We start from the raw sequence: 24,697 nt of genomic DNA on the forward strand, positions 1-24,697 counted from the left end.
GTTTAGGATCTGGGACATGTATCAAAGCTTTGAAGTCACCGCACGCCCCGAGCAAGGCCCTGCCCGTCTGGCTGATTTACGCGCAGAGATGGCACGTGTTGGTGTGGACGGTTTTTTGATCCCGCGCGCAGATGCCCATCAAGGCGAATATGTCCCCCCCCGCGATGAACGTCTCAGCTGGCTCACCGGATTTACCGGATCTGCGGGATTTTGTGTGGCCCTTGAGAAGGTTGCAGGTGTGTTCATTGATGGGCGCTACCGCACACAGGTCAAACAGCAGGTTGCTGATGATTTCACCCCGGTGCCCTGGCCCGAAGTGTCGTTGACAGATTGGCTGAAGGAGCAGCTGCCCCATGGCGGAATTGTTGCTTATGATCCTTGGCTGCATGCGGCAGGGCAGATCAAACAGGCCGAGGCGGCCCTGAAAGGATCTGGTATCACGCTTAAACGCAGTGAAAACCTTGTCGATCAGATCTGGAGCGATCAACCTGACGCCCCCAAAGCGCCTGTGATTGAACACCCGATGAAGTTTGCCGGTGAATGCGCCCAAGACAAGACCGCGCGACTGGCCAAGGGATTGCGGGATGCAGGCCAAAGTGCAACCGTTCTGACCCTGCCCGACAGCATCATGTGGCTGTTAAACATCCGGGGATCGGATGTGGCGCATAACCCTGTGGCGCTTGGTTTTGCGATCTTGCATGAAGATGCGCAAATCGATCTGTTTATGCATGCAGAAAAGCTGAGCACCGTAGACCTGCCCGATTTTGTCCGCTTACAGGATGAGAGCGCTTTTATCCTCCATGTTACACAACTAAAGGGGGCTGTATTGGTGGATATGGCCACGGTTCCACAGATCGTTGCGGATGAATTGGGTGATCAGATGGTGGCAGGCAATGATCCCTGTGCCCTGCCCAAGGCGCGCAAGAATGCGGCAGAAATTGCCGGGTCACAGGCTGCCCATATCCGTGACGGGGCCGCAGTTGTGGAAACGTTAGCCTGGCTTGATGCCCAAGCTCCCGGCACGGTAAGCGAAATTGATGTTGTCAAACACCTAGAAAGCAGCCGCCGCGACGATCCCACCCTGCGTGAGATCAGTTTTGATACAATTTCCGGCACGGGTCCCAATGGCGCAATCATTCACTATCGCGTTTCGGAAGAAAGCAATGCGACCCTTGAAGACGGGCATCTGCTGGTTCTGGACAGCGGTGGGCAATATCTGGATGGTACAACAGATATTACGCGGACTTTGGCGATTGGGACACCCGGCCAGGACGAACGCTCTGCCTATACCCGTGTGTTACAGGGTATGATCGCAGTCTCACAGTTGCGCTGGCCTATGGGATTGGCAGGCCGCGACATCGAAGCCTTTGGACGCGCACCTTTGTGGCAGGCCGGACAGGATTTCAACCACGGTCTTGGACACGGGGTTGGTGCGTACCTCAGCGTACATGAAGGGCCACAACGGCTGAGCCGATTGAGCGATGTCGCGCTTGAGGTTGGCATGATCCTATCAAATGAACCGGGTTATTACCGTGAAGGCGCATTTGGCATTCGCATTGAAAATCTGATTGTGGTAAAAGCTGCGCCTAGTACGGCGAGCGCTGACCCAGAACGGGACATGCTATCATGGAAGACCCTTACCTATGCGCCGCTGGAGCCAAAATTAATTGACGTGGCACTGCTCGCTCCAAACGAGCGGAACTGGATCAATAGCTATCACAGCGAAGTGCGGCAAATCCTGAGCCCCCGCTTGTCTTCAAGCGCAAAAAACTGGCTTGATCGTGTCACGCAGCCATTGTGATACCGCACTGTTACACGCATAGGGCAAAACCCTGTGACACTCGAACGACTGAGGAAAAGACATGACCACGATTAATATTCGACAGATCCCTGGCACTTGGGTTGTTCGCTCGGGCGGCGCGGTTCTTGGCGAAAGCGCACGTGTTCTGGAAGTCAGCGAAGGCGACAATGCGCCAGTGCAATTCTTCCCACGTGAAGACATCGCGATGGCCATGCTTGATCGGAGCGACAAAACAGAAGACCACGCAACTATGGGGCGCTTACACTATTTTGACATTGTGAATATGTCTTCCGTGAATAAAAACGCTGCTTGGTCCGTCGAGACGCCCAATGACATTTATGCGGAAATTAAGGATTATCTTGTGTTCGGAAAAATCGACAGCTTGAAAGTCGAGGAACTTTAACACGCCTAGAACGTGTATCCAAACACTGACATAATCAATACACACGCTACAGTCGCGTTTCAAAATCGTTGATGCGTAATGAAAGGACCTCAGCCAAATTCCCTGAGGTTCTTTCCAATATTACAAATACACCTTTAAGCGGTTCAGTATTGCAATAAACATCTTAACAGGTTGATTAGAAAACGTTTCTTGCCAAGGTACGACGTGCTGTCTGAATGCGATCCTGCGGTGCAGCATCTTTGAATTCCATTGCACATTCGATTGCAAAATCAATCAAAGCATCAACTGGAGCACGATCAGTACCTAGGTCAATAGCGGTTTCGCCTGCTGTCTTTTCTGACGTTGTCATATTTTGAATTCCCATTTCGCAAACTTCCGCAAAAGTGAGTAACTGCTTCTTTACCTTAATTTCACTTTTTCGTGTTAAGGAGTTGAGATCAAATGAAAGAAATACTTAACCATTTGTAGATGCAAAATCGTCACAGTTGTGCCCAATTAAAAACAACAGCGAATAATAGCTGACCTAAGGTCAAGAACAGGCGGAAATCAGCTATGCTCTTCTTCAGAGGCCGCGATCAACGCCTTGTTATAGGCCTTCAGCACATCAATATGGAAAAGCACGCCTAAAACCTCTCCGCTGTCATCACCGCTTGCGCTGACAACTGGGATATAGGCTAACTCGGTGCGGTCAAAAATTGGCAGTGCCGCTTCCAGAGTAGAAACTGAGCGAACGCAATTCCCCTGTCCGACCAGTGCAGCACAGGTTTCCTGATCTGGGCATTTAGGGTCACCGATTGGTCGCATAATTCCCCCACAGTGGAGCAACGACAGGACGTAAGCCTGTGGGCCTGCAGCGCAGTGAATGTCACGGTTTTCCAGCTGCGTTAGGAAAAAGGAGCGATAGACCATCTTTGAAGCAAGCGCCGTCGAGGTGGAGACCGCAATCATCACTGCAATACCGATCTGCCAATCACCCGTCAGTTCAAACACAATCATTGTGGTCGAGATCGGCGCCCCTAACACAGCGGCCGCGACTGCGCCCATGCCAGCGAAAGCATAAAGCGTGTGTGTGCCAGAGACATCCGGCAGGATCGCAGTTGCAATCAAACCAAACGACAACCCGGTCAAGGCCCCGATCATCAATGCAGGCGAAAACACACCGCCCCCCATTCGCCCGCCCGCCGTAATCGCAACCGCTGCTGTCTTTACGATGGCAAACATAAAGCATTGGTAGAAGGTGAGCGTGCCGGCCAAAGCTAAAACGGTTGTCTCATAGCCGACACCAATAATATGAGGGAACCAGATGGCGATCACCCCAAGCAGCAGACCCGAGACAGCCGGGCGTAACCAGCGTGGCATGTTGAGGGCGCTTTGTACCTTCGTCATGACACGATCGGTGAAAAACAGCGAGCGCATCATGATCACAGCAACCAGACCACACAAACACCCCAGAATCAAAAACGCGGGCAGCTCGACATAAAATTGCAGTGCGCCCGGCGTCATCAGTTCAAATTCTGTCACGTCGCCGTATTCAAGCCGGTTGATCACTGTACCAGCAACCGATGCAATCACAATTGGTGCAAAAGCATGGACCGCGAAATGGCGCAGCACCACTTCCAGTGCAAAAAGCGCGCCAGCGATTGGCGCGTTAAAGCTCGCCGAAACAGCCGCAGCGACTGCGCACCCAAGCAGGTCACGGCCAGTAATCCCATCTGCGCGAATACGGTCACTAACCCAGGTCGAAAAGACCCCCGCCAAATGAACAACCGGGCCTTCCCGTCCGGTAGAACCGCCCGTGCTAAGCGTGATCAGTGAGGCCAGTGCCGACGCGAGGCCCTCGCGTTTTTCAACGCGCCCTTCGCGCAATGCGGCCCCTTCGATCACATCCGCCACAGAACGCACCCGCGCATCCGGTGTAAAACGGTGCAGAATAACACCAACAATCAGACCACCGAGCGTTGGAATAAGCACCAAAACATACCAAGGCAATCCTGCTGCGAATGAATGAATATAATTCACATCCTCCGCCCCATAGGCCCAGCCCTGAAGCGCGGTGATCGCTTTGCGGAAAAACAGCGCTCCAAACCCAGCAGCAATGCCAATCAAAAGCGCAATCAGCCAGAATTGAAACTGGCTTGGCCCCTGACGCCGCAACACATTCCACGCAGTTTTGAGGCTTTGTCGGCCATCTGAAAGTTGAAAACGTATTGCCTGCGCGATCAGTTGTTTCATTCGATTGTGGGTCGCCCGTTCAAGTTTTCAGTCCAATCAAACCTTGCTCACACTATGGTAAACCAATCGCAAAAAGGTGCAAATGAGACCTAAGTTTCTGCGGTCAGGAGTGCTTTGGCGGCACCACGTGCCTCTTTGGTGATGGTATCACCTGCAACCATTCGCGCGATTTCATCAACGCGCTCCCCTTCGGGCAATGGCACAACTTGTGAAAGCGTGGCGCCATCGACGACCTGTTTTTGCACGCGCCAATGAAAGGCCCCTTGCGCCGCGACCTGAGGCGAATGGGTTACAACAAGCACCTGCCCGCCTTGGGCAAGTGCGCGCAGACGTCGCCCGACTGCATCAGCCGTTGCGCCGCCAACACCGCGATCGATTTCGTCAAAGATCAGTGTTTTAGCGTCGCCATCGCCGCGCAGACAAACCTTTAATGCAAGGAGAAAGCGGCTTAGCTCGCCGCCTGATGCAATCTTGTTCAAAGCGCCCGAGGGTGCACCGGGATTGGTTGCCACGGTAAAAGCAATCGCGTCGATCCCGTCTGGCCCCGGTTCTGCTGGTGTGATTTCCGTCTTAAAGACTGCGCGCTCCATCTTGAGCGGCGCCAATTCATGCATGACAGCACTGTCCAGAACGGCGGCCCGTTGGTGACGTTGCATGCTGAGTGTTTCAGCTGCAGCCTCATAAGCGGCGCGTGCCTTGGCAAGGGCAGCTTCCTGTTCGGCGAGGTTTTGATCCCCTGCGTCCAATGCATGGAGTTTTTCGCGCAACGTATCGCCGTAAGTCGCAAGCTCATCCGGCAAAACATTGTGTTTGCGCGCCAAGCCTCGCAAAGCAAACAAGCGTTCTTCGCAGGCTTCTAGGTCAAGAGGATTAAAATCCAGCGCATCTAAGATCTGCGCCACACCATCCTGAGCATCCCCCAATTCAATCATCGCGCGGGCCAAAGCGGCCATGGGGGCATCCAGACCAATATCATCAGAGATATCGCGCACACCATCTAGCCAGCGCTGCGCATCCCCCATCGCGCTTTCAGCAGAATCGCTCAGTAAGGAATGCGCACGCGTGATGTCGCCACGCACCCGTTCTGCCCCCTGCATCTGCCGACGTTGGGTATCTAGGGCTTCATCCTCGCCTGCTTCGGGGTTCAACTGATCCAGCTCTGCAACCGCGTGGCGCAGGAATTCTTCTTCTGCGCGCACAGCTTCAAGGGCGGCACGTGTATCATCCACGGATTTCTGGGCCTTCGCCGCTGCAGTCCAGCACCTGCGCACATCAACCAACAGATCCTGTGTTTGGGCAAAACTGTCCAGAATATTGCGGTGCCCACGTGGGTTTAACAGTCCGCGATCATCATGCTGGCCGTGCAGTTCAAGGAGGGTCGCAGATAAGGCCCGCAGCACCTCACCTGAGCAGCGACGATCATTCACCCAGGCGGTTTTACGCCCGTCAGCGGTATTGATCCGGCGCAACAGAAGTGTGTCCCCTCCCGGCAGCCCTGCCTCTTCGAGGATTTCATGGGCAGGATGTGCGTCTGGCAGATCAAATTCGGCCGTGACCTCCCCTTGCGCGGCCCCCTGTCTGACCAGTTCAGCCCGGCCCCGCCAGCCCAAAACAAATCCCAGAGAATCGAGCAGGATTGATTTTCCCGCACCGGTCTCTCCGGTCAGCACGTTCAACCCCGGCTGAAAGGACAGCTCCAGGTGATCGATGATCAACATATCGCGGATTTCAAGCGTGCGCAGCATGGGTCAGCCCCACCCTTTTTTGACCCAAAACCGGTCAGCTGGAAGTTGGAAGTGCGCCACCCTAGAGCCAATCACCTTTGATGGACTGACGATAGATCTGGCTTAGCCAATTGTTGCCGCGATCGCGCAATTTAAGACCATTGGAGGTCAGCAATTTATAGCTGTCTTCATACCAATCGGTGGATTGGAAGTTATGGCCAAGGATGGCACCTGCAGTCTGCGCTTCCTCAGCCAGCCCCAATGAAAGATAGGCCTCCACCAATCGGTGCAATGCTTCTGCAGTGTGGCTGGTGGTTTGAAAGTCCTCCACCACCACACGGAAACGATTGATCGCGGCCGGGAAGTGGTTGCGTCGCAGATAGTAGCGCCCGATTTCCATTTCTTTTCCGGCCAGATGATCAAAAGCCAGATCAAATTTCAGGATCGCAGAATTGGTGTATTCACTGTCAGGATAGACCTCGATCACAGTGCGCAGCGCCTGCAGGGCCTGAAAGGTTAGTCCCTGATCACGGCCAACTTCGTCAATCTGGTCATAGTAGCTGAGCGCCAAAAGATATTGCGCATAGGCCGCATCTTCGTCGGCGGGATAAAAATCAATATAACGTTGTGCAGCGCCACGGCTGTTTTCGTAATCGCCGCCGCTGTGGAAGGCAAAGGCCTGCATAATCACGGCTTGTTTTGTAAGCTCTGCGTAGGGGTATAAGCGTTCTACTTCGGAAAAAAAGTGTGCCGCGTCCCCTGTGTGACCGCGTTGAAGTTCAAATTCGCCGCGTTCAAAAATTTGTGCAGGTGTAAAGCCTTCCAGGTTTTGCGACTGCGCTGCAGCGTCACCATCCGCGCCCCCGCAGTTGGCCAACAGCACCATTAGACATACCGATCCCAAAGCTTTGGTCACTGTATTGATGCCAAACATGGTTGCCTCACTTTACCGTAAAAACTTGATGGGTTTTTAACCCAATTGAGGAAGGTCTACCATATCCCTTAGTTCGGAAAAGCCCCTTTTGATCAAAGCGCGTTCACTTCACGCTTATTCCGGGGATGACCACACAGAAAGACAGGAAAAGAACCACCCGTGATGGTCTCAGATCTTTTGCAAGATTTGCAGGAGTTTGAATTAAGCGACGTGGCGCACGGCGGGAATTTCATCCCAAACCAAACCCTGTCCGGGCAGGCGTGCAATCATCACGTTATCGCAGCGCACCTCTTCCAGAGCGCCGGGGGTATCAAATGCGGCGCGCAGCAAGGTGTTTGTCAAAGAATGGCCCGCACGATCGCCGATGTAATGACCAAAGAGCGGCGCACCAGCCAAAGCCAAATCACCTAAGGCATCCAGCATCTTATGACGTACCGGTTCATCGGTGTGGCGCAATCCGCCCCCGCTTTGAACCTCTGCTCCGTCAAAAACCACTGCGTTTTCACCGGGAATACCACCTAGCGCAAGCCCTGCCTTATGCATTGCTTCGACATCTGCACGGCTGCAAAAGGTACGGCTGTCGCATAATTCACGTGCGAAAGCGCCATTGCGCATGTCTAATGTACGCGTCTGGCGACCAATTGCGCGTTCCGCAAAGTCGATGTGAAATTCGATTTTCAGACGATCACAAGGCAGAAGTGTTGCGCGCGCATCCCCATTTTCAACCGTCACTGGTTTCATCACACGCAGCGCACGCACTGAATCAGCAAGACGGCGTACACCTTGGCGCATGATACCACGGACGAATTCTGCCGATGAGCCATCAAGGATTGGAACCTCTGGGCCATCGATTTCGACCAGCACATTATGGACCCCACAGCCCGCAATGGCTGCCATGATATGTTCAACAGTCGACACTGACACACCAGCCGCATTCACCAAACGGGTGCAGAGAGGGGAGCGTTCAACATAGTGCCAAAGCGCCGGGATCTCGCGATTGCCAAGGGAAATATCTGTGCGCTTGAAAACAATACCGTGATTTGACGGAGCTGGACGAAGTGTCATGCGCGCAGGTGCACCAGAATGCAGACCTGTTCCATCAAATGTCACGGGTGCTTTCAGCGTATTTTGCACGATGCGTTCCTTGCGGCTACGACAACCCCACCTGGTCGCCCTGTGACAGAGAGATACGTGCAGAGTGGTTTGGGCTCAACTCAATCTTTGCAACGAACTGTAACATCACTGACACAAAGCAGCAAAACACTGCCGAAGCGCACTTAACACCCTGCTTTAAAACGAAAAAGACCGCCCATTGGCGGCCTTTTAAGTGAGATATTTATGCCGAATTAGTTCGCTTGACGGCGCAAGAAAGCTGGAATTTCGATCCGCTCCTGCTCTGCTGTCCGCTGTGGCTGCGCCTGAGGCGCTGCAGCTGCTGGCTGCTGAACCGGGGGTTGCTGGCGCGCAGGCTGTTGCTTTACTGCGGCAGCCTCCCCTTGAGCTCCAGTCATACGATGGATGAGAGAGTTCAAACCAAAACGACGCTGTTCTGCGTTGTCTTCCTGTGTGACACCGGGAGCTTGTGACGCAGCGGCGGCAGCCTGAGGTGCTGCAGCTGGTGCCGCCTGTGCACGTGCCGCAGCGGCCTGCAGGCGGCTGAGCGCTTCAGGAGATGGAGTGCCCGGCGCCGGGGCTTTGGGCGCAATAAATCCTGCAGACTGTGGTTCTGGTGCGGCTTCAGCCCGTGGCTGGAATTCTGGCACTGCAGGGCGATACGCCGGAGGAGGCAGTCCGTCGTCTCCCATTTCCTCGTAATCTTCTACAACATCCGTGGCCTGCTCCATCACAGCCGCAGCGCGATCTGCATCCATGGAGGGGAAAAGCGAAGGTTCGTCAGCAACAGGTGTCGCCGCAGGCGCAGCAGGTGCTACGGTCGCCGCAACTTCCTCAACAACCGGTGCCGATTCTGCAGGTGTCACAGAAGCTGAAGATACTGTCAGCGGCTCACGCGCTTCGACGGTAACTGACTTTGTCAAAGGGGCCGCCATCGGGCGACGGGGCACTGGCATTTCGGTGTTCACGTCAGCTGCATCAATGCCGGTGGCCACAACGGAAACGCGCATTTTGCCTTCCATTCCGGTATCCAGTGTTGAACCGACGATGATGTTTGCATCTGGGTCCACTTCTTCGCGAATACGGTTCGCGGCTTCATCCAGTTCAAACAATGTCAAATCATGGCTGCCGGTGATGTTGATCAGAACACCTTTTGCACCGCGCAGAGAAATTTCATCCAAGAGCGGGTTGGCAATCGCTTTTTCGGCGGCCTGAACGGCGCGGTCTTCACCTTCGCCTTCGCCTGTGCCCATCATCGCTTTGCCCATTTCGTCCATAACAGCACGAACATCCGCAAAGTCGAGGTTGATGAGACCGGGACGCACCATCAGATCGGTAACGCCTTTAACACCCTGATACAGAACATCATCCGCCATTGAGAAGGCTTCGGTGAAAGTGGTCTTTTCATTGGCCAGACGGAACAGGTTCTGGTTTGGAATGATAATCAGCGTATCCACAACACGCTGCAGAGCATCCACACCGTCTTCGGCCTGACGCATACGTTTTGCGCCTTCAAACTGGAACGGTTTGGTCACAACGCCAACGGTCAAAACACCAAGTTCACGGGCAGCTTGCGCAATGATCGGGGCTGCACCTGTGCCTGTGCCACCGCCCATACCGGCCGTGATAAAACACATGTGCGCACCCGCCAGGTGATCTACGATCTGTTCGATGCTCTCTTCAGCAGCAGCGGATCCAACCTGCGGGCGAGCCCCTGCTCCCAGACCTTCGGTGACTTTCACGCCAAGCTGAACTCGCGCTTCGGCTGCGCTTTGTTGCAGGGCCTGTGCGTCGGTGTTTGCAACAACAAACTCCACACCTTCCAACTCTTTGGCGATCATATTGTTGACCGCGTTACCGCCTGCACCGCCGACCCCGAAAACGGTGATCCGCGGCCGTAGCTCTTCTTGTCCGGGCATCGAAAGGTTCAAAGCCATGCTTGTTCCGCCTGTGTTATACCGCCCTCCCGCAAGAGCGATGTTCTATCCAAATATTACTACAATACTACCGCGCAGCGAGCGGCGCGTCATCCAAAAAAGGGTTAAATGCCACAAAATATAGCCTCTGATCAGCTATAAATGCGGTATTTCGCCTATTCAGGGTATATCTTGCGGATTGCAGACGAAGAAACACAAACGAAGCGATTTGGACCCTTACCATTGGTAAGAATCTCAGCTCGTTCTTTCAGTTTCCGGCGACCTGCTCGATCCGCTCAATATCCGCATTCTGCGGTTGTTGCCGAATTATTAACGGCCCCGTTCAAGCTTGTCACGTCGCAATTACCAATTGTCCTTAAACCAGCGCACCGCACGGCGAAAACTACCGCTGGCTTGACGATCCACAGGCATTTCAAAGTCCCACCACTCATCTTGTGGATGAGCTGCCAGCAAACACAACCCCACCGAGGAGGCGAATCCGGGACCCGTCGCGGACTGTGGCAACCCATGCACCCGCAACGGACGGCCAAGACGGACTTGCTGGCCAAGAATGCGAGTCGCCAATCCATCAAGCCCCATGATCTGGCTGGAGCCACCGGTGAGAACAATCTGTTGGCTGGGCAGATGATCAAACCCGGCCGCATCCAATCGGGCACGGACTTCTTCAAGGATCTCTTCAACACGTGGGCGCATAATGCCGATCAATTCAGCCCGGCTGACGGTGCGGCGATCATGTTCCCAATCGCCAGTATCGCCGCCAACATCGATCATATCGCGGTCATCTGCCCCCGTAGCCTGCACACCGCCGCACATGGTTTTTATACGCTCGGCATTGGCAGTTGGGACGCTCAACCCCATAGAGATATCACTGGTAATATGATCTCCACCCATGCGCACGCTGTCAGCATAGATCATATGTTTTTTCACAAATATCGAGATCGATGTGCTGCCACCACCCATATCAATACAGGCCGAGCCCAGTTCTTGTTCATCTTCCACAAGCGCAGAAAACCCCGAGGCATAAGCCGAGGACGCGATACCAGCGAGTTCAAGGTCACAACGTTTGATACAATGCACCAGATTCTGAACAATCGACGCATCGACCGTCAGCATATGCATATCAACCTCTAAAGTCTGCCCCAGCTGACCACGGGGATCGCTTAAGCCCGAACGATTGTCGAGTGCAAAATTGATGGGTTGCGCGTGCAGCACTTCGCGGCTTCCACCATAATCAGGGATCTCGCAGGCGGCCATAACACGGGCAACTTCGTTCTCTGTGACCTGCTGGCCTTCCAGTTCCACGCAGGCGTTCAGGCCATAAGACCGAGGTGCTGCACCTGAAAAACACGCAATCACGTGGTCCACACGCACAGCTGCCATTTTCTGCGCGCTTTGCACTGCCGTGCGGATCGCCCGCTCGGTCTCTTGCATGGCGCAGATTTCACCAAATTGCACACCACGTGACCGGGTCGTTGCGGCCCCAATCACCCGAAACCCAGATTGTCCTGCCAAGGCCCCGATTGAATTGTCTTCGCTCAGGACACTTGCCCCATCAAACCGCAGAATCAGACATGCGATTTTTGAGCTGCCTACATCCAGAACCGCAACGACACCGCGCTGCATCGCCTGGCGCCGCATCTGCCGCATTGCCCGTTGAGACTGATAGAGATCTACCATGTCTTACCCGCCCCCATTTAATTCTCTGATCCGCCACCAGTTTTCGACGGCATCCTTAGCCATGCGCACAGTGGGACGTGCAGCAAGGCGCATATCCACCACAGCGACGTCCCGCTCCAACAAATCCTGCACCTGATTGACCGCAATCACCCGCTCCAAGGCCTGCACCGGATTTTCGGGCGGCAGTTGAATGCGCTGATCTCGGTCCAGAACCACATCCCAACGACGCTCACCGATGCGCACCAAACCACGCAAACGCAAACCAAGCGGACGTGCGGCAGACAGGAGTTCAAGCGCTTCTTCAACCTGTTGATCTGCGCCCGCCCCTGCCAGCAACGGCAATGTCGGATGCAGGCTGCGCTGTCCCAGTTCGGCCACATGCGCACCGGTCTCGTCAATCAGTGCGAGACCCTGATCCGAGCGCCAGACCGCCGCAGGTTTACGCTCCACCACATCGACCTGCAAAATACCGCCCGGGCGAATACGCACCTCAGCAGTTTTCACGGGATCAAGCTCGATAATATGCGTGCGCAGCTGTTCCAGATCCAAATCAAACGAGCTGATCGGGAAATCAAGCGCCATGACTTCGCGAATATCATCGCCGACCTCGGCCACGGCGCCATCAATGGCCATGACATTGACCATGAATTCCGGGCGTTGCTCGATCGAGCGGCGCAATTCAGCATACCGTTCCAGTAGGTCATCCCGTCGCTCTTGATCGGCAAGATATCCACCAACCGCAACCGCAATCACTGCCAAGGGCACCCCAAATTTCAATCCGGTGCGAATGCCGGGCGTCAACATCCAGCGCTGGATGCGGTATTTCAGGCGTGAAGGGGCAGGATCAGCCTTCTCCGGCGTCTTGCGACGCAGACCCGCGATCAACGTGCGCATGAGGCGTCCTCCACCATCCATGCGCATAAGGCAGCAAAACTATAGCCCATGTGCTGCGCCTGCTCGGGTGCCAGTGACGTGGGCGTCATACCCGGCTGGGTATTTGTTTCCAACAGGATCAGCCCCTCTGCCCCTTTGCTTTCATCCCACCGAAAATCAGTACGGCTGACACCACGACATCCCAGCACCCTGTGTGCCTTTAGTGCATAATCGAGGCAAAGATCGAAAATCTCTTGTGGCACATCCGCCGGAACCACATGGCGTGAACCGCCGGGTTTGTATTTTGCATCATAATCATACCACCCATCCGTCAGGATATCCGTCACGGTAAGGGCACGATCCCCGACAACGGTTGTGGTCAATTCGCGACCCGGTGCAAATTGCTCTACCATGACAAGATCCGGCATCGTCTCATCCAATTGCGGCGGCGTATTGGCATCTTCGTGCACGATGTAGATGCCCACACTGGAGCCTTCGTTGTTTGGCTTCACAACATATGGGGGCGGCATCATGTGACGCGCGCTCACCTCTTGTTTTGCAAACAAGCCACTTTGCACAACAGGAAGACCAGCAGACTGAAACACATCTTTGGACCGCTGTTTGTCCATCGCAAGGGCGGACGCCAGAACGCCAGAGTGGGTATAGGGGATTTGCAGCCATTCCAGAATGCCCTGAACACAGCCATCTTCCCCCCAGCGACCATGCAGGGCGTTAAAAACAACGTCGGGCTGAATACGCTGAAGATCCTGAGCAAGCTCTGGCCCGACGTCAACTTCGACCACGTCATACCCTGCATCACGCAACGCAGCTGCGCACTCCGCCCCACTGGAAAGCGACACGTCACGTTCAGCTGATTGTCCACCAAGAAGCACTGCCACTTTTGGGAGTGTTTTGCTCGCTCCACCCACCTGTATTGCCTCGATCTCTCTTGGGCTATGCGCCCCTGCTCACTATCCTCATGTTGAGGACATCGTTACCAGAGGTTTGCCCTCTGTTTTCTAGTCAGTCAGGCAAGTATAATCTCTGGAGCCGCATCCCTGCGGTTACCAAAAGATTTACGCCATAAACCGTTATCAATAGATTAATATTTTACGCGAAAAATTAACCAATATCACTTCACGATCAAAGATTCTTTTTCGGAAACTTTGGAACCGTTGCCAAATAATTACCCACCTAAAACCCTATATTTAATACCTTTTTTCCAAAATCTCACCTACACGCATGATTTCCCACTGCAGTTTAACACCTGAATTCTGGTAAACAGCATTTCGCACCTGCTCTCCCAAACCTTCAAGATCTGCAGCAGTTGCACCGCCAGTGTTGATCAGAAAATTTGAATGCATCTCGCTCATCTGTGCGCCGCCCAGACGCGCCCCACGCTGACCTGCATCATCAATCACTTTCCAAGCCTTTAAATCATGCACATCATTGGCTTTTCCGGTCGAGGAAAAGCCAGCGGGATTGCGAAACGTCGACCCTGCACTGCGGTCTTTTGTTGGCTGGGTTTCGTCTCGTTTTTTCAACTGCGCTGCCATACGCGCGTGCAGCGCCTCAGGATCCCCTTCGGGCCCTTTCAAACGTGCCGCGACCAAAACAGCGCCCTCTGGGAAAGCGGTTTGGCGATACTGAAACGCCAATTCTTCAGCCCCAATCTCGCGGATCTCACCCTGACGTGTGACAAGAGTTGCGGACTGAAAGACATCTGCAATGTAATGCCCATAGCAGCCCGCATTCATACGCACCGCGCCGCCAATGCTTCCGGGGATCGTGCGCAGGAAGGTCAGGTCTATGCCGGCATCAGCGGATTTTCGCGCAACATGTGCATCAAGCGCTGCAGCTCCCACAACAATCTCGTCACCTTCGATGGCAATCTGATTAAACCCACGCCCCAAACGGATCACAACCGCACGCAACCCGCCATCGCGTACAATCAGATTCGATCCAACGCCCATGGGAAATACTGAAATTTCTGCGGGAAGCTGAGACAGAAATTGGGACAGATCTTCCAAATCTGCAGGCTGATACAGGTAATCCGCAGGCCCACCGACACGAAGCCACGTCAAATCAGCCAAAGAACGATCTTTGGTCAGCTTGCCCCGCATGTTCTGGACGTCGATCATAAGTCCCCCCACAGTATCAGAATGGAGCGGGTCTATCGTGGAATCATCAGGTGAAACAATGGGCAAATTTGCGCAGAGTTCCCACCTGTTAAAACCGCATCTTTTTTCGCAGCCAGCGGTACAGATATACAAGTGGCCAACGCAATACGCTGGCCGCGGCGGCGCTGGCCAGACTGCCGCTCAACAGGCCGTTTTCATAGAAAACATAGGCCAAAAGAGGCAGCCCCAAAGCGATCAGGACATAAGCACCACGCCAATGATTGCTGCGACTGGGATAGGCGCCATAAAAACCTGCGATTAACAGCCAAAGGCAGAACAAAATCAAAGATATCGTCATGATTTTATTCTGCCTTTTGAATTGCAGTTTTTATTGCTTCAGCTGCTCTGGCAGCGCATTGGCCCAGGCACTGATGGTACCTGCCCCAAGGCAAACAACCATATCCCCGGGACGGGCCTGTTCGCGCACCAGACGCGCCAGATCATCGGAATCCAGAATGGCACGGGCATGGCGGTGTCCATGGCGGATCAACCCTGCAACCAGATCATCCCGCGCGGCCCCTTCAATCGGGGTTTCTCCCGCGGCAAAAACTTCGGCGATGGCCACCACATCTGCTTCGTTGAAACAGGCACAGAAATCATCAAACAAGGAAGACAGGCGAGAATAGCGATGCGGCTGGTGCACTGCGATCACACGGCCTTCGCAAGCTTGACGGGCAGCCTTTAGGACCGCTGCAATTTCCACAGGATGGTGACCATAGTCATCGATAATCGTAACGCCGTCCACTTCACCAACCTTGGTAAAGCGGCGGTTCACCCCACCGAACTTGGCCAATGCTTCGCGAATTTCACTGCTGCGCATTCCCAGATGCCGCGCCACAGCCACGGCAGACAAAGCGTTTGAAACGTTGTGATCCCCTGGCATCGGCAGGCTGCAGCCTTCGATCACCTGATCTTCGGCCTGAAGGTGTATATCGAAATGAGCAATACCTGCTTTGTAGTGCAAGTTCACAGCGCGCACATCGGCCTGTGCGTTAAAGCCATAGGTTACGACGCGACGGTCTGAAATACGCCCCACCAGCGCCTGTACCTCAGCATGGTCTGTGCAACAAACCGCAACACCATAGAAAGGGATATTAGAGACGAATTCGTAGAACCCATTGCGCAGGGTATCAAAATCGCCCCAGTGCTCCATATGTTCGGGATCGATATTGGTGACAATCGCAATAGTCGCTGGCAAGCGGTTAAAAGTGCCGTCGCTTTCATCTGCTTCGACGACCATCCATTCGCCCTGCCCCATCCGCGCATTCGAACCATAAGCATGGATGATACCACCGTTGACAACAGTAGGATCAAAGTCCCCATGCACCATCAATTCAGCCATCATGGTGGTTGTGGTGGTTTTGCCATGTGTGCCTGCAATGGCGATGTTGGACTTTAGACGCATCAGCTCGGCCAGCATTTCAGCACGGCGCACCACAGGCAGGCCGCGCAAGCGCGCTTCATCCAGTTCAGGATTGCCCGGTTTGATCGCGGAGGAGATCACAACCACCGCAGCCTCAGCCAGATTTTCAGCACGCTGACCTTCAAAAATCTGCGCCCCCAATCGTTCAAGGCGCTGGGTGATTTTAGAGGTTTTCAGATCCGATCCCTGCACCACATAACCAAGGTTCAAAAGCACTTCGGCAATGCCAGACATGCCAATGCCGCCGATACCAACGAAATGAATGGGGCCGACGTCGCCGGGAAGTTTGGTTGCAGGGGTCATGCTTTGTCTTTCTCGGAAAGGCCCTCGACTTCAGCCACCAGACGCTCTGTCGCGTCTGGAATACTGGTGCCAAGAGCCGCAGCCGACATCTGGATGGCGGCTTTGGGATTGTTCAATATTGCACTGATCTGCTCATGCAGCACGGTGGTTTCCAGCTTGCTTTCGGGGATCAGAACGGCAGCCCCCGCATCCACCAGCCCGCGCGCGTTGGCGGTTTGGTGGTCTCCGGTTGCTGCGGCAAACGGGATCAGGATCGAGGGACGCCCGATCACCGAAATATCCGCCACAGAGGACGCGCCAGAGCGTGAAATCACCAGCTGACATTCAGACAGCAGGTTAGGCACATCGTGAAAAAACGGCTGCACCTCAGCGTGCACACCATGTTCTGCGTAAAACTGGTTCACGCGTTCGATGTCTTCTTCGCGCGCCTGATGGAAAATGCGCAAGCGGCCAATCACCTCCATCGGCAAGGCAGCAAAGGCTGGCGGCACAATATCTGATAAGATCCGCGCGCCCTGACTGCCGCCCATCACCAGAACAGACATGGGATAATCACCGGGCGGGATATAGGCAGCCCCTGCACGCTCCAACACTGCTGCGCGCACCGGATTACCTAGATGAGCCGAAGGCACACCTTCTGGCACATTCGTGGGCCAAGTGCCACAGGCAATCCCATCTACATGTTTGGCAAAAAGCTGGTTAACCCGCCCCAGAACGCCGTTTTGTTCGTGGATCATACGCGGAAGTCTAAGCAGTTTCGCGGCGGCCAAGGCCGGGATCGAAGGGTAGCCCCCAAATCCGATCACAGCATCGGGGCGATCCTTGCGCATCGCCAGCGCCATGCTTGCCACACCTGCAGCGATCTTTGGGCCAACCATCGCTTTTGCCAAAAGACCACCACGGGCAAATGTCGCCGAAGAAGCTTCGATGATTTCAACCCCTTTGGGGAACCCACCCGTGTAGCGCGCGCCGCGCGCATCTGTTGACAGCTTTACCCGCCATCCGCGTGTCAGCATTGCTTCGGCAAGCGCCTGCGCCGGAAACATATGACCGCCGGTACCCCCGGCTGCCATCAACAGCAATTTTTGATCCATCAATCCTAAACCCGTTTACACCCAGCACATCAAAAAGATGGTGCCAACCCACTCAACCTCGCCCACGCCCCCGTAGGAAGTCTGCAATTTCGCCTTGTGGACGGGTCCGTGTAAAGGCCAAAAGCATGCCAACTGCAATACCCCCTGCAATCAGCGAAGATCCGCCGTAGCTTACAAACGGCAGTGTCATGCCTTTTGCAGGCAACAGACGCACGGCAACACCCATATTGATCATGGCCTGCACACCAAACATGCAGACAAGGCCAGTGCCCGCAAGGCGGATAAAGGGATCACGCTCTTTCATCAGGCGAAACAGGGACCGCACCACGATCGACGCATAAAGACCAATCAAAATTACAACCAGAACAAGACCGTATTCCTCGGCTGCGACTGCGATAATGAAATCCGTATGCGCATCCGGCAGCGACCATTTCACCTGCCCCTCGCCAACACCGACGCCAAACAGACCGCCTTCACGGATCGCATTTGTGGCATACCCCATCTGGGTTGTTGGATCGATATCCGGGCTCAGGAAGCCATCAATGCGGCGGGCAAAGTGTTCTGACGCGGAATAGGCCACAACCCCTCCAACAATCACCGTGCCAGCCATCGCCACCAGTAATAGCATCGGCGCACCAGCGACAAAATACATAACGCCCCAGCCAAACAGGATCAGGCAAGATTGGCCAAAATCCGGCTGCATCACCAAAAAGCCAACAACCGTCAGGCACAGCGCAAAAGACCACAGCGTGCCCGGCGGGCCATTGATCTGCTGACTGGCCGCAATCAGCCAAGCCGCCACAACAATAAAACCGGGCTTCAAAAATTCAGACGGCTGCACCGAGGCAAATCCAAGGGAATACCAGCGCACTGCCCCTTTGCCAAAATCGGTCCCCAGAACCGGTAAAAGCGCAAGTGCTACAAAGGAACAAATAAAACCAATCACAGCCAATCTGCGCACCAGAGTTGGTGTCATCATAGAGGTCAGCACCATCGCCAGAAGCGCCATAAATCCAAAGGCCCCCTGTCGCTGCACATAATGGAAATTGTCAAACCCGTTGCGCGACGCCAAAGGTACAGAGGCAGCCAGCCCCAGCAGTAAACCGATCACAAACAACAGGAGAATGCAGGACATCGTCCACTTGTCTAGCGTGCGCCACCATTTGGGCAGAATAGGTTCGCCAGTTTGCACGGGGACCGTGCCATAGACCATTTCAGTCATGGAAATACCGCTGTTTTATGCCTCAATCTCGCCCCTTTTGGGGTCTTGAAACAAACTGTAGCCGTATTTGATCAATCAGACCAGCCTCTATCCTCTTGCCATTTGCAGGAAATGACCGCATGGCAGGTTTATGTTCTATCAGACGATCATTTTAGGGGCCGGTGCCGCCGGTATGATGTGTGCCGCTTACGCGGGCGCGGGCACTTTGGTTTTGGATCACGCCAAAAACCCCGGTGAAAAGATACGCATTTCAGGCGGTGGGCGCTGCAATTTCACCAATCTGGATGTCACTCCCGAGAATTATCTGTCGGCAAATCCCCATTTCTGCAAATCCGCATTGGCGCGTTACACGCAGTGGGATTTTATAGAGCTGATCAGCAAACATGGCATCGCTTGGCATGAAAAGACATTGGGGCAGCTGTTTTGCGATGGATCTGCCAAGCAGATTGTCGCGATGCTGGTTGCAGAGCTGAAATCTGCCGGTGCTGAACTTTGGTTGAACAGCGCAGTTGCAAAGGTAGACACACACGACACCGGATTTAGCCTAGAGGTGATGCAGGAAGGGACTTTGCGCAAACTCACATGTGCCAATCTTGTCCTTGCCACGGGCGGAAAATCAATCCCCAAGATGGGCGCGACCGGTCTGTCTTATGACATTGCGCAGCAATTTGACCTGCCCCTTTTACCAACACGCGCTGGCCTTGTTCCCTTTACCTTTGATCAGGAGCGTTTCAAACCGCTTGCGGGCACAGCCCTACCCAGTCGCCTGTCAAATGCCAGAGCCAGTTTTGATGAGGCGCTTTTGTTCACCCACCGCGGGCTTTCTGGGCCGGCAGTGTTACAACTGTCGTCTTATTGGCGCGAAGGGGAGGATATCTCGGTCAACCTGGATCCAGAAAATCAACTGTTCAACACCCTGCGCAAACAGCGCCAGACCGAAGGGCGACGGCAGTTAAACACTGAACTCGCCCATCTTTTGCCAAGCCGTCTGGTAGAGTTTCTGGGCCAGACCCTACCGCTGACGCAGCGGTTGGCTGATCAATCAGACGACGCGTTGCAAACCCTTTGTGCGAACCTGCGAGACTGGCGATTAAAACCCTCAGGAACCGAAGGCTATCGCACCGCCGAAGTCACGCTTGGCGGAATTGACACAAACGCGCTTTCATCAAAGACGATGGAAGCAAAAACCAAGCCCGGCCTTTACGCGATCGGTGAGGCCGTGGATGTGACGGGGTGGCTTGGCGGGTATAATTTCCAATGGGCCTGGGCATCAGGCCATGCGGCAGGCGTCGCGATTTCAGCCAAATCTTAAAAGTAGCATTGACAGAAGACATTTCGCGTACCATTTTAGTTATCATGATAACTTAATGAGGTTAACCGATGACGCCCTCCTTTCACCTTTTTGCAAAAATCACCCCCAAACCGGAGCATCTTCAAGATGTTCGCCAAAGCATATTGTCGATCCTCGCCCAAACGCGTGCAGAGCCGGGGTGTTTGAAGTTTGACCTGCTCGAAGGACGTGAGGAAGCTTGTTTTTATTTGAGCGAAGAATGGGAAAATGATGCAGCACTGGCGGCGCATTACGCATCTGATTACATCGCTCCCATCTTCGCAAAATACGAAAACTGGCTCGCCAAACCTGTAGAGATCCACAAAATGACGGCCTTGGGGTAAATATTGAATGTTCTTCCTCAAAGAACTCCCGACCGAAGAAATGGTTCGCAACTATACTCGGAACTATAGCTCTGATCCTGCGCGCATCAGCGAAACACTCCACATGATGCGCCGGGCAAGCCTGTTGATCCGCAAATTAGAGGCTTATTTTGCGAGCCATAACCTCTCACAGCTGCGGTTCCTGATCCTGATTGTCATAGATCGCGAACCCGATGAACACAGCGCGCTTACACCGCAAGATATTCTGGACCGTCTGGATGTTTCAAAACCAGTGCTCAGCCGAACCTTACAGACCATGGAGCGAGATGCACTCATTCGCATCACCGCCAACAAAAAAGACGGGCGGTCAAAATCCGTCTTTCTGACGGATCAAGGCCGCGCCAAGCTCACAGCGGTATTGCCGGACTACTACGCGCTTCTTGTTGAAGAGCTTTGAACGGTTAAAGCATCATGCGTTTATGGGTTTTCCGAGCTCAGATGCCGCCTGACCTCAGCAATAAACGCATCACCACGCTGTTCAAAATTGTCATATTGATCAAAACTTGCAGCAGCTGGGGCCAGCAGGACCGTATCGCCGGGGTCTGCATCCGCGACAGCGCGTGCCACCGCAACCTCCATCGTTGTGCAGACCTCAGCCTCAACATCCAGCTGCATTGCAAAATTCGCAGCCTCCCGACCAATCACATAAGCCTTAGCGACCGTCCCGGTCTGCCCCTGAAGCGCAGCCAGCCCACCCTCTTTTTCCAAGCCGCCGCAGATCCAGCGGATTTTGGGAAAGGCGCTCAGCGCTTTGATGGCGCTGTCCAGATTGGTGGCCTTGCTGTCATTCACAAAGCGCACGCCACCTGTTTCGCCAATCAGTTGGCTGCGGTGGGGCAATCCGGGATAGGTTGCCAGAGAATCCTCGATTTGCCGCGGCGCCAGCCCCAGCGTCCGTGCAGCAGCATAAGCCGCACAGGCATTCTGGTGGTTATGGGTTCCGGGCAAGCCCGGAATACTGCGCAGATCAAGTGCCGCAACCTGACGGCCTTTGCGAAACTCGCTCAAGAATCCTTTTTTGGCAAAGACCTGCCAACCGGGGCCAGACAATTTGCGGGTTGCGGAAACGCGGATCACCCGATCATCGCTTGGCCCTTCTGACAATTGCCCAGCAAGAAACGCGCCTTCGTCTTCATCAATGCCGATGATGGCCCGATCCGGGCCGCCTTCAGCAAACAAGCGGCGTTTGGCGGCGAAATATCCGCCCATACCAGCGTGACGATCCAGATGATCCGGCGAGAGATTCGTGAACACAGCCACATCCGGCGTCAACGCGCGGGCCAGTTCGGTCTGATAGCTCGACAACTCCAACACGACGATGCCGCCATCGCTGGGCGGATCGATATCCAGAACACCACGTCCGATATTGCCCGCCAGCTGGCTTTCGCGCCCGGCTTCACACAAGATGTGATGCAAAAGCGCGACCGTGGTTGATTTCCCGTTTGATCCAGTGACCGCCACAACACGGGGCATCTGTTCAAAATTGTCCCACTCCCGCGTCGCAACGGAGCGGAAGAACAGGCCAATATCATTGTCAACAGGCACCCCTGCCGTAAGGGCTGCCTGAACAACGGGGTTTATGGTGGGATAGAGATGCGGAATACCCGGAGAGACAATCAGCGTGGCAATATCATCAAAAGCGCCACCGCGTGTTAGATCACGACAGGTAAATCCCTCGCCTTCAGCCACCTCACGCGCCGCTGGATTATCATCCCAGCACACCGCCTCAGCCCCGCCAGCGCGCAACGCCCGCGCTGTCACAAGCCCGGATCGCCCAAGGCCCAGAACCGCCACTTTCGCGCCACTATATCCACTGACCGGGATCATCGCCTGCCCTCCGAAATTCTATGGTTGGCACAACCTGTACTGAGGTCGCGCGGAATTGCAAGCGGGGTGGGTTATTTGGAATTAGGCGTTTTCAAGGTCTTCTGTGTTCGCAGAAATGTAATCTAAAACATCAAAGCCCCTTTTAGTGATTCTATAAGTACCATTTTTAAGCTTTAGGAAAAGACTCATTGCAGCCAACTGATTAAAAGCCTCTTGCAAATCGGTTTTTTGGCGAAAATCACTCGCAACAAGCTCTTTACGGTATGTATGGTTTTGAGTAATAATTAAGGAACCATTTTTATGGGTGAGCTCCCCATCATCGGTGTCTGCCGCTAAACGAAGCATTAGAACTGCAAACGGTAACTCACCTATTTTTTCTGCCTGAATGGCGAGATCTTTATCGGCAGCCTCATCTTTAAGATTCTCTGCTTTTTTGCGCGTCTCTTGCAGCTCTTCCTCTACTCCGACTTCCCGCGCTTCGTCCAAACGCTTCTTATCCTCGATCAACTCCTGCTCCCGATGCGCCTTGGTCTCCGCCACCGCCGCATCAAATGCAATCCTCGCCTCTTCCTCAGCCAGCGCCATTTTAAACTGTGCAACCTTCAGGTCAGACTTGGCTTCTTCTTCGGCAATCGAGGCCTGAATATGCGCAATTCGCCGTTCCCGCGCCTCATCAGACTGCAACTGCTTTAGCCGCGCGTTGGGATGTTTTGCAATCTCGGCCCCCGCATAGCGCAGCCATGGCATGAACACCGCAAAAGCGACCCCACTCAGTATCGGATAAAGGTATAACTGCCATCCATCCGTATGTGCATCAAAATAGGCAATCCGATCTGCAACCGGCACATCAGCGAACAGCATAAACCACAGGACCTGCCAATTCCAAAAGGCAAAGGCCAGCAGAATTGACCCCAGAAACGGGCTGCGGAGCCGTTCGGAAAATGCATCAAAAATATCTTTAACAACTTCCATTTCAAATCATCCATTGCACGCGTTCCGGTTGGGGTGCGTGCTAAAATCAACCAAGGCGCAGCTTAGCGGATCATTCGGGAATGGAAAGGTAGCATCTGCCGCTTGGGCAGCCAGACGCTGCATCGCCGGTGCACAAGGGGGTGCATAGGGGGTGTACGGATGTCACCCCCTGATTTGAGGCCTCAGCGCACCTTGAGTGTCGCAAGACCGATCATGGCAAGGATCAGTGCGATGATCCAGAAGCGGATCACAATTGTCGGCTCTGCCCAGCCCTTTTTCTCATAGTGGTGATGGATCGGCGCCATCAGGAAGACGCGCTTTCCGGTGCGTTTAAAATAAAGCACCTGCACGATGACCGAGAGCGCCTCAAACACAAAGAGACCACCCACAATTGCCAGAACCAGCTCGTGCTTGGTGGAGACCGCAATTGCCCCCAACGCGCCGCCCAGCGCCAAAGAACCGGTATCACCCATGAACACAGCAGCCGGTGGCGCATTATACCACAGAAAGCCCAGCCCAGCGCCAAGGAGTGCCATAGTGAAAATAAAGATCTCTCCGGTGCCCTGAACGTAATGCACATCGAGATATTGGGTAAAGTCAGCGCGCCCAACCACATAGGCAATCACACCCAATGTGGTGCCCGCAATCATCGCAGGCATAATCGCCAAACCATCCAGCCCATCTGTCAGGTTTACCGCATTGGCGGAGCCGACGATCACACAGACCACAAACGGCACATAGAACAGGCCAAGATTGATCAACGTGTCCTTAAAGACTGGCAGTGCCAACTGATTTTGCAGCGCGTCAGGGTGGTAAGCACTGGCCCAAAAGGCGGCGATCACTGCGATCAGGACCCCCAGCGCAAGGCGAACCTTACCGGAAACACCGGCCGTGTTTTGCTTTGATACTTTGGCAAAATCATCGGCAAACCCGATGGCAGCAAAGCTGAGCGTGACAAAAAGAACCAACCAGACGAAAGGGTTATCCCATCGCGCCCAAAGCAAGGTGCTAAAGGTCAGTGCGCCAACGATCAGCAGACCACCCATCGTGGGTGTGCCCGCCTTCGAGAAATGCCCCTCAGGACCATCATCGCGGATGGGCTGGCCTTTGCCCTGTTTTTTGCGCAGCACATTGATCAAGGGTTTGCCAAACACAAAGCCAAACACCAAGGCCGTCAGAAACGCACCACCCGCCCGAAAGGTGATGTAGCGGAACAAGTTAAAAAAGTCTCCGCCATCAGACAGGGCTGTCAACCAATACAACATAAAA

22 protein-coding genes are annotated in these 24,697 nt (G+C 54.2%); 5 read left to right on the top strand and 17 right to left on the bottom strand.

The window, feature by feature from the left end:
* The first annotated feature begins 16 nt into the window (after positions 1 to 16).
* Positions 17 to 1,801: an aminopeptidase P family protein gene (locus BLP79_RS09595; RefSeq protein ID WP_090218472.1), complete on the top strand. Its 1,785-nt coding sequence runs from the start codon at positions 17 to 19 to the stop codon at positions 1,799 to 1,801.
* 61 nt (positions 1,802 to 1,862) lie between these two features.
* Positions 1,863 to 2,204 carry a DUF427 domain-containing protein gene (locus BLP79_RS09600; RefSeq protein ID WP_090218473.1) on the top strand — a complete coding sequence of 114 codons (342 nt, stop codon included), beginning with the start codon at positions 1,863 to 1,865 and terminating at the stop codon, positions 2,202 to 2,204.
* Between the two features lie 175 nt (positions 2,205 to 2,379).
* On the opposite strand, the gene BLP79_RS19690 is transcribed toward BLP79_RS09600, so the two are convergent.
* The 14 genes from BLP79_RS19690 to ftsW form a co-directional block, all read right to left on the bottom strand.
* Positions 2,380 to 2,553 (bottom strand): hypothetical protein, encoded by a 174-nt coding sequence (locus tag BLP79_RS19690; protein WP_157843932.1) that lies wholly within the window; start codon positions 2,551 to 2,553, stop codon positions 2,380 to 2,382.
* Between the two features lie 197 nt (positions 2,554 to 2,750).
* Positions 2,751 to 4,436: a chloride channel protein gene (locus BLP79_RS09610; RefSeq protein ID WP_090218477.1), complete on the bottom strand. Its 1,686-nt coding sequence runs from the start codon at positions 4,434 to 4,436 to the stop codon at positions 2,751 to 2,753.
* Between the two features lie 89 nt (positions 4,437 to 4,525).
* A complete protein-coding gene (gene recN / locus BLP79_RS09615) occupies positions 4,526 to 6,181 on the bottom strand; it encodes a DNA repair protein RecN (RefSeq protein WP_090218479.1) in 1,656 nt (551 codons plus the stop codon).
* A 61-nt stretch (positions 6,182 to 6,242) separates the two neighbouring features.
* Positions 6,243 to 7,094 carry an outer membrane protein assembly factor BamD gene (locus tag BLP79_RS09620; RefSeq protein ID WP_090218481.1) on the bottom strand — a complete coding sequence of 284 codons (852 nt, stop codon included), beginning with the start codon at positions 7,092 to 7,094 and terminating at the stop codon, positions 6,243 to 6,245.
* A 201-nt stretch (positions 7,095 to 7,295) separates the two neighbouring features.
* Positions 7,296 to 8,228, bottom strand: coding sequence for a UDP-3-O-acyl-N-acetylglucosamine deacetylase (lpxC, locus tag BLP79_RS09625; RefSeq protein ID WP_090218482.1), 933 nt, complete (start codon positions 8,226 to 8,228; stop codon positions 7,296 to 7,298).
* 212 nt (positions 8,229 to 8,440) lie between these two features.
* The gene (ftsZ, locus tag BLP79_RS09630) at positions 8,441 to 10,144 is read right to left on the bottom strand and encodes a cell division protein FtsZ (RefSeq protein ID WP_090218484.1); all 1,704 of its coding nucleotides are present in this window, start codon (positions 10,142 to 10,144) and stop codon (positions 8,441 to 8,443) included.
* 342 nt (positions 10,145 to 10,486) lie between these two features.
* A complete protein-coding gene (gene ftsA, locus BLP79_RS09635; protein WP_090218485.1) occupies positions 10,487 to 11,821 on the bottom strand; it encodes a cell division protein FtsA in 1,335 nt (444 codons plus the stop codon).
* Positions 11,822 to 11,824: 3 nt separating this feature from the next.
* On the bottom strand, positions 11,825 to 12,715 hold the full coding sequence (locus BLP79_RS09640) for a cell division protein FtsQ/DivIB (RefSeq protein ID WP_090218486.1): 891 nt from the start codon (positions 12,713 to 12,715) through the stop codon (positions 11,825 to 11,827).
* Positions 12,703 to 13,593 carry a D-alanine--D-alanine ligase gene (locus tag BLP79_RS09645; RefSeq protein WP_090218763.1) on the bottom strand — a complete coding sequence of 297 codons (891 nt, stop codon included), beginning with the start codon at positions 13,591 to 13,593 and terminating at the stop codon, positions 12,703 to 12,705. Before BLP79_RS09645 ends, BLP79_RS09640 begins: the two co-directional genes overlap by 13 nt.
* A 309-nt stretch (positions 13,594 to 13,902) precedes the next feature.
* Complete coding sequence (murB, locus tag BLP79_RS09650; protein ID WP_090218487.1) at positions 13,903 to 14,835, bottom strand: UDP-N-acetylmuramate dehydrogenase; 933 nt, start codon at positions 14,833 to 14,835, stop codon at positions 13,903 to 13,905.
* A gap of 88 nt (positions 14,836 to 14,923) precedes the next feature.
* Positions 14,924 to 15,172 carry a DUF2484 family protein gene (locus BLP79_RS09655; RefSeq protein WP_090218489.1) on the bottom strand — a complete coding sequence of 83 codons (249 nt, stop codon included), beginning with the start codon at positions 15,170 to 15,172 and terminating at the stop codon, positions 14,924 to 14,926.
* A 30-nt stretch (positions 15,173 to 15,202) separates the two neighbouring features.
* Positions 15,203 to 16,600 (bottom strand): UDP-N-acetylmuramate--L-alanine ligase, encoded by a 1,398-nt coding sequence (murC, locus tag BLP79_RS09660; RefSeq protein ID WP_090218491.1) that lies wholly within the window; start codon positions 16,598 to 16,600, stop codon positions 15,203 to 15,205.
* Positions 16,597 to 17,694, bottom strand: coding sequence for a UDP-N-acetylglucosamine--N-acetylmuramyl-(pentapeptide) pyrophosphoryl-undecaprenol N-acetylglucosamine transferase (locus BLP79_RS09665; RefSeq protein WP_090218492.1), 1,098 nt, complete (start codon positions 17,692 to 17,694; stop codon positions 16,597 to 16,599). The genes murC and BLP79_RS09665 overlap by 4 nt, the downstream gene beginning before the upstream one ends.
* A 52-nt stretch (positions 17,695 to 17,746) precedes the next feature.
* Complete coding sequence (ftsW, locus tag BLP79_RS09670; RefSeq protein ID WP_090218494.1) at positions 17,747 to 18,916, bottom strand: putative lipid II flippase FtsW; 1,170 nt, start codon at positions 18,914 to 18,916, stop codon at positions 17,747 to 17,749.
* Positions 18,917 to 19,046: 130 nt separating this feature from the next.
* Here ftsW and BLP79_RS09675 point away from each other — a divergent pair, with 130 nt between their 5' ends.
* The 3 genes from BLP79_RS09675 (at position 19,047) to BLP79_RS09685 (ending at position 21,026) form a co-directional block, all read left to right on the top strand.
* On the top strand, positions 19,047 to 20,228 hold the full coding sequence (locus tag BLP79_RS09675; protein ID WP_090218496.1) for a BaiN/RdsA family NAD(P)/FAD-dependent oxidoreductase: 1,182 nt from the start codon (positions 19,047 to 19,049) through the stop codon (positions 20,226 to 20,228).
* Between the two features lie 68 nt (positions 20,229 to 20,296).
* The gene (locus BLP79_RS09680; RefSeq protein WP_090218498.1) at positions 20,297 to 20,590 is read left to right on the top strand and encodes a putative quinol monooxygenase; all 294 of its coding nucleotides are present in this window, start codon (positions 20,297 to 20,299) and stop codon (positions 20,588 to 20,590) included.
* 7 nt (positions 20,591 to 20,597) lie between these two features.
* Positions 20,598 to 21,026, top strand: coding sequence for a MarR family winged helix-turn-helix transcriptional regulator (locus BLP79_RS09685; protein WP_090218499.1), 429 nt, complete (start codon positions 20,598 to 20,600; stop codon positions 21,024 to 21,026).
* Between the two features lie 20 nt (positions 21,027 to 21,046).
* On the opposite strand, the gene murD is transcribed toward BLP79_RS09685, so the two are convergent.
* From murD to mraY, 3 genes are all read right to left on the bottom strand, one after another.
* Positions 21,047 to 22,456 carry a UDP-N-acetylmuramoyl-L-alanine--D-glutamate ligase gene (murD, locus tag BLP79_RS09690; protein ID WP_090218501.1) on the bottom strand — a complete coding sequence of 470 codons (1,410 nt, stop codon included), beginning with the start codon at positions 22,454 to 22,456 and terminating at the stop codon, positions 21,047 to 21,049.
* An 81-nt stretch (positions 22,457 to 22,537) separates the two neighbouring features.
* On the bottom strand, positions 22,538 to 23,428 hold the full coding sequence (locus tag BLP79_RS09695) for a hypothetical protein (protein WP_090218503.1): 891 nt from the start codon (positions 23,426 to 23,428) through the stop codon (positions 22,538 to 22,540).
* Between the two features lie 182 nt (positions 23,429 to 23,610).
* Complete coding sequence (gene mraY, locus BLP79_RS09700; protein ID WP_090218505.1) at positions 23,611 to 24,693, bottom strand: phospho-N-acetylmuramoyl-pentapeptide-transferase; 1,083 nt, start codon at positions 24,691 to 24,693, stop codon at positions 23,611 to 23,613.
* Positions 24,694 to 24,697 lie beyond the last annotated feature (4 nt).

The sequence above is a fragment of the Epibacterium ulvae genome, assembly GCF_900102795.1.
GTDB classification, from domain to species: Bacteria; Pseudomonadota; Alphaproteobacteria; order Rhodobacterales; family Rhodobacteraceae; genus Epibacterium; species Epibacterium ulvae.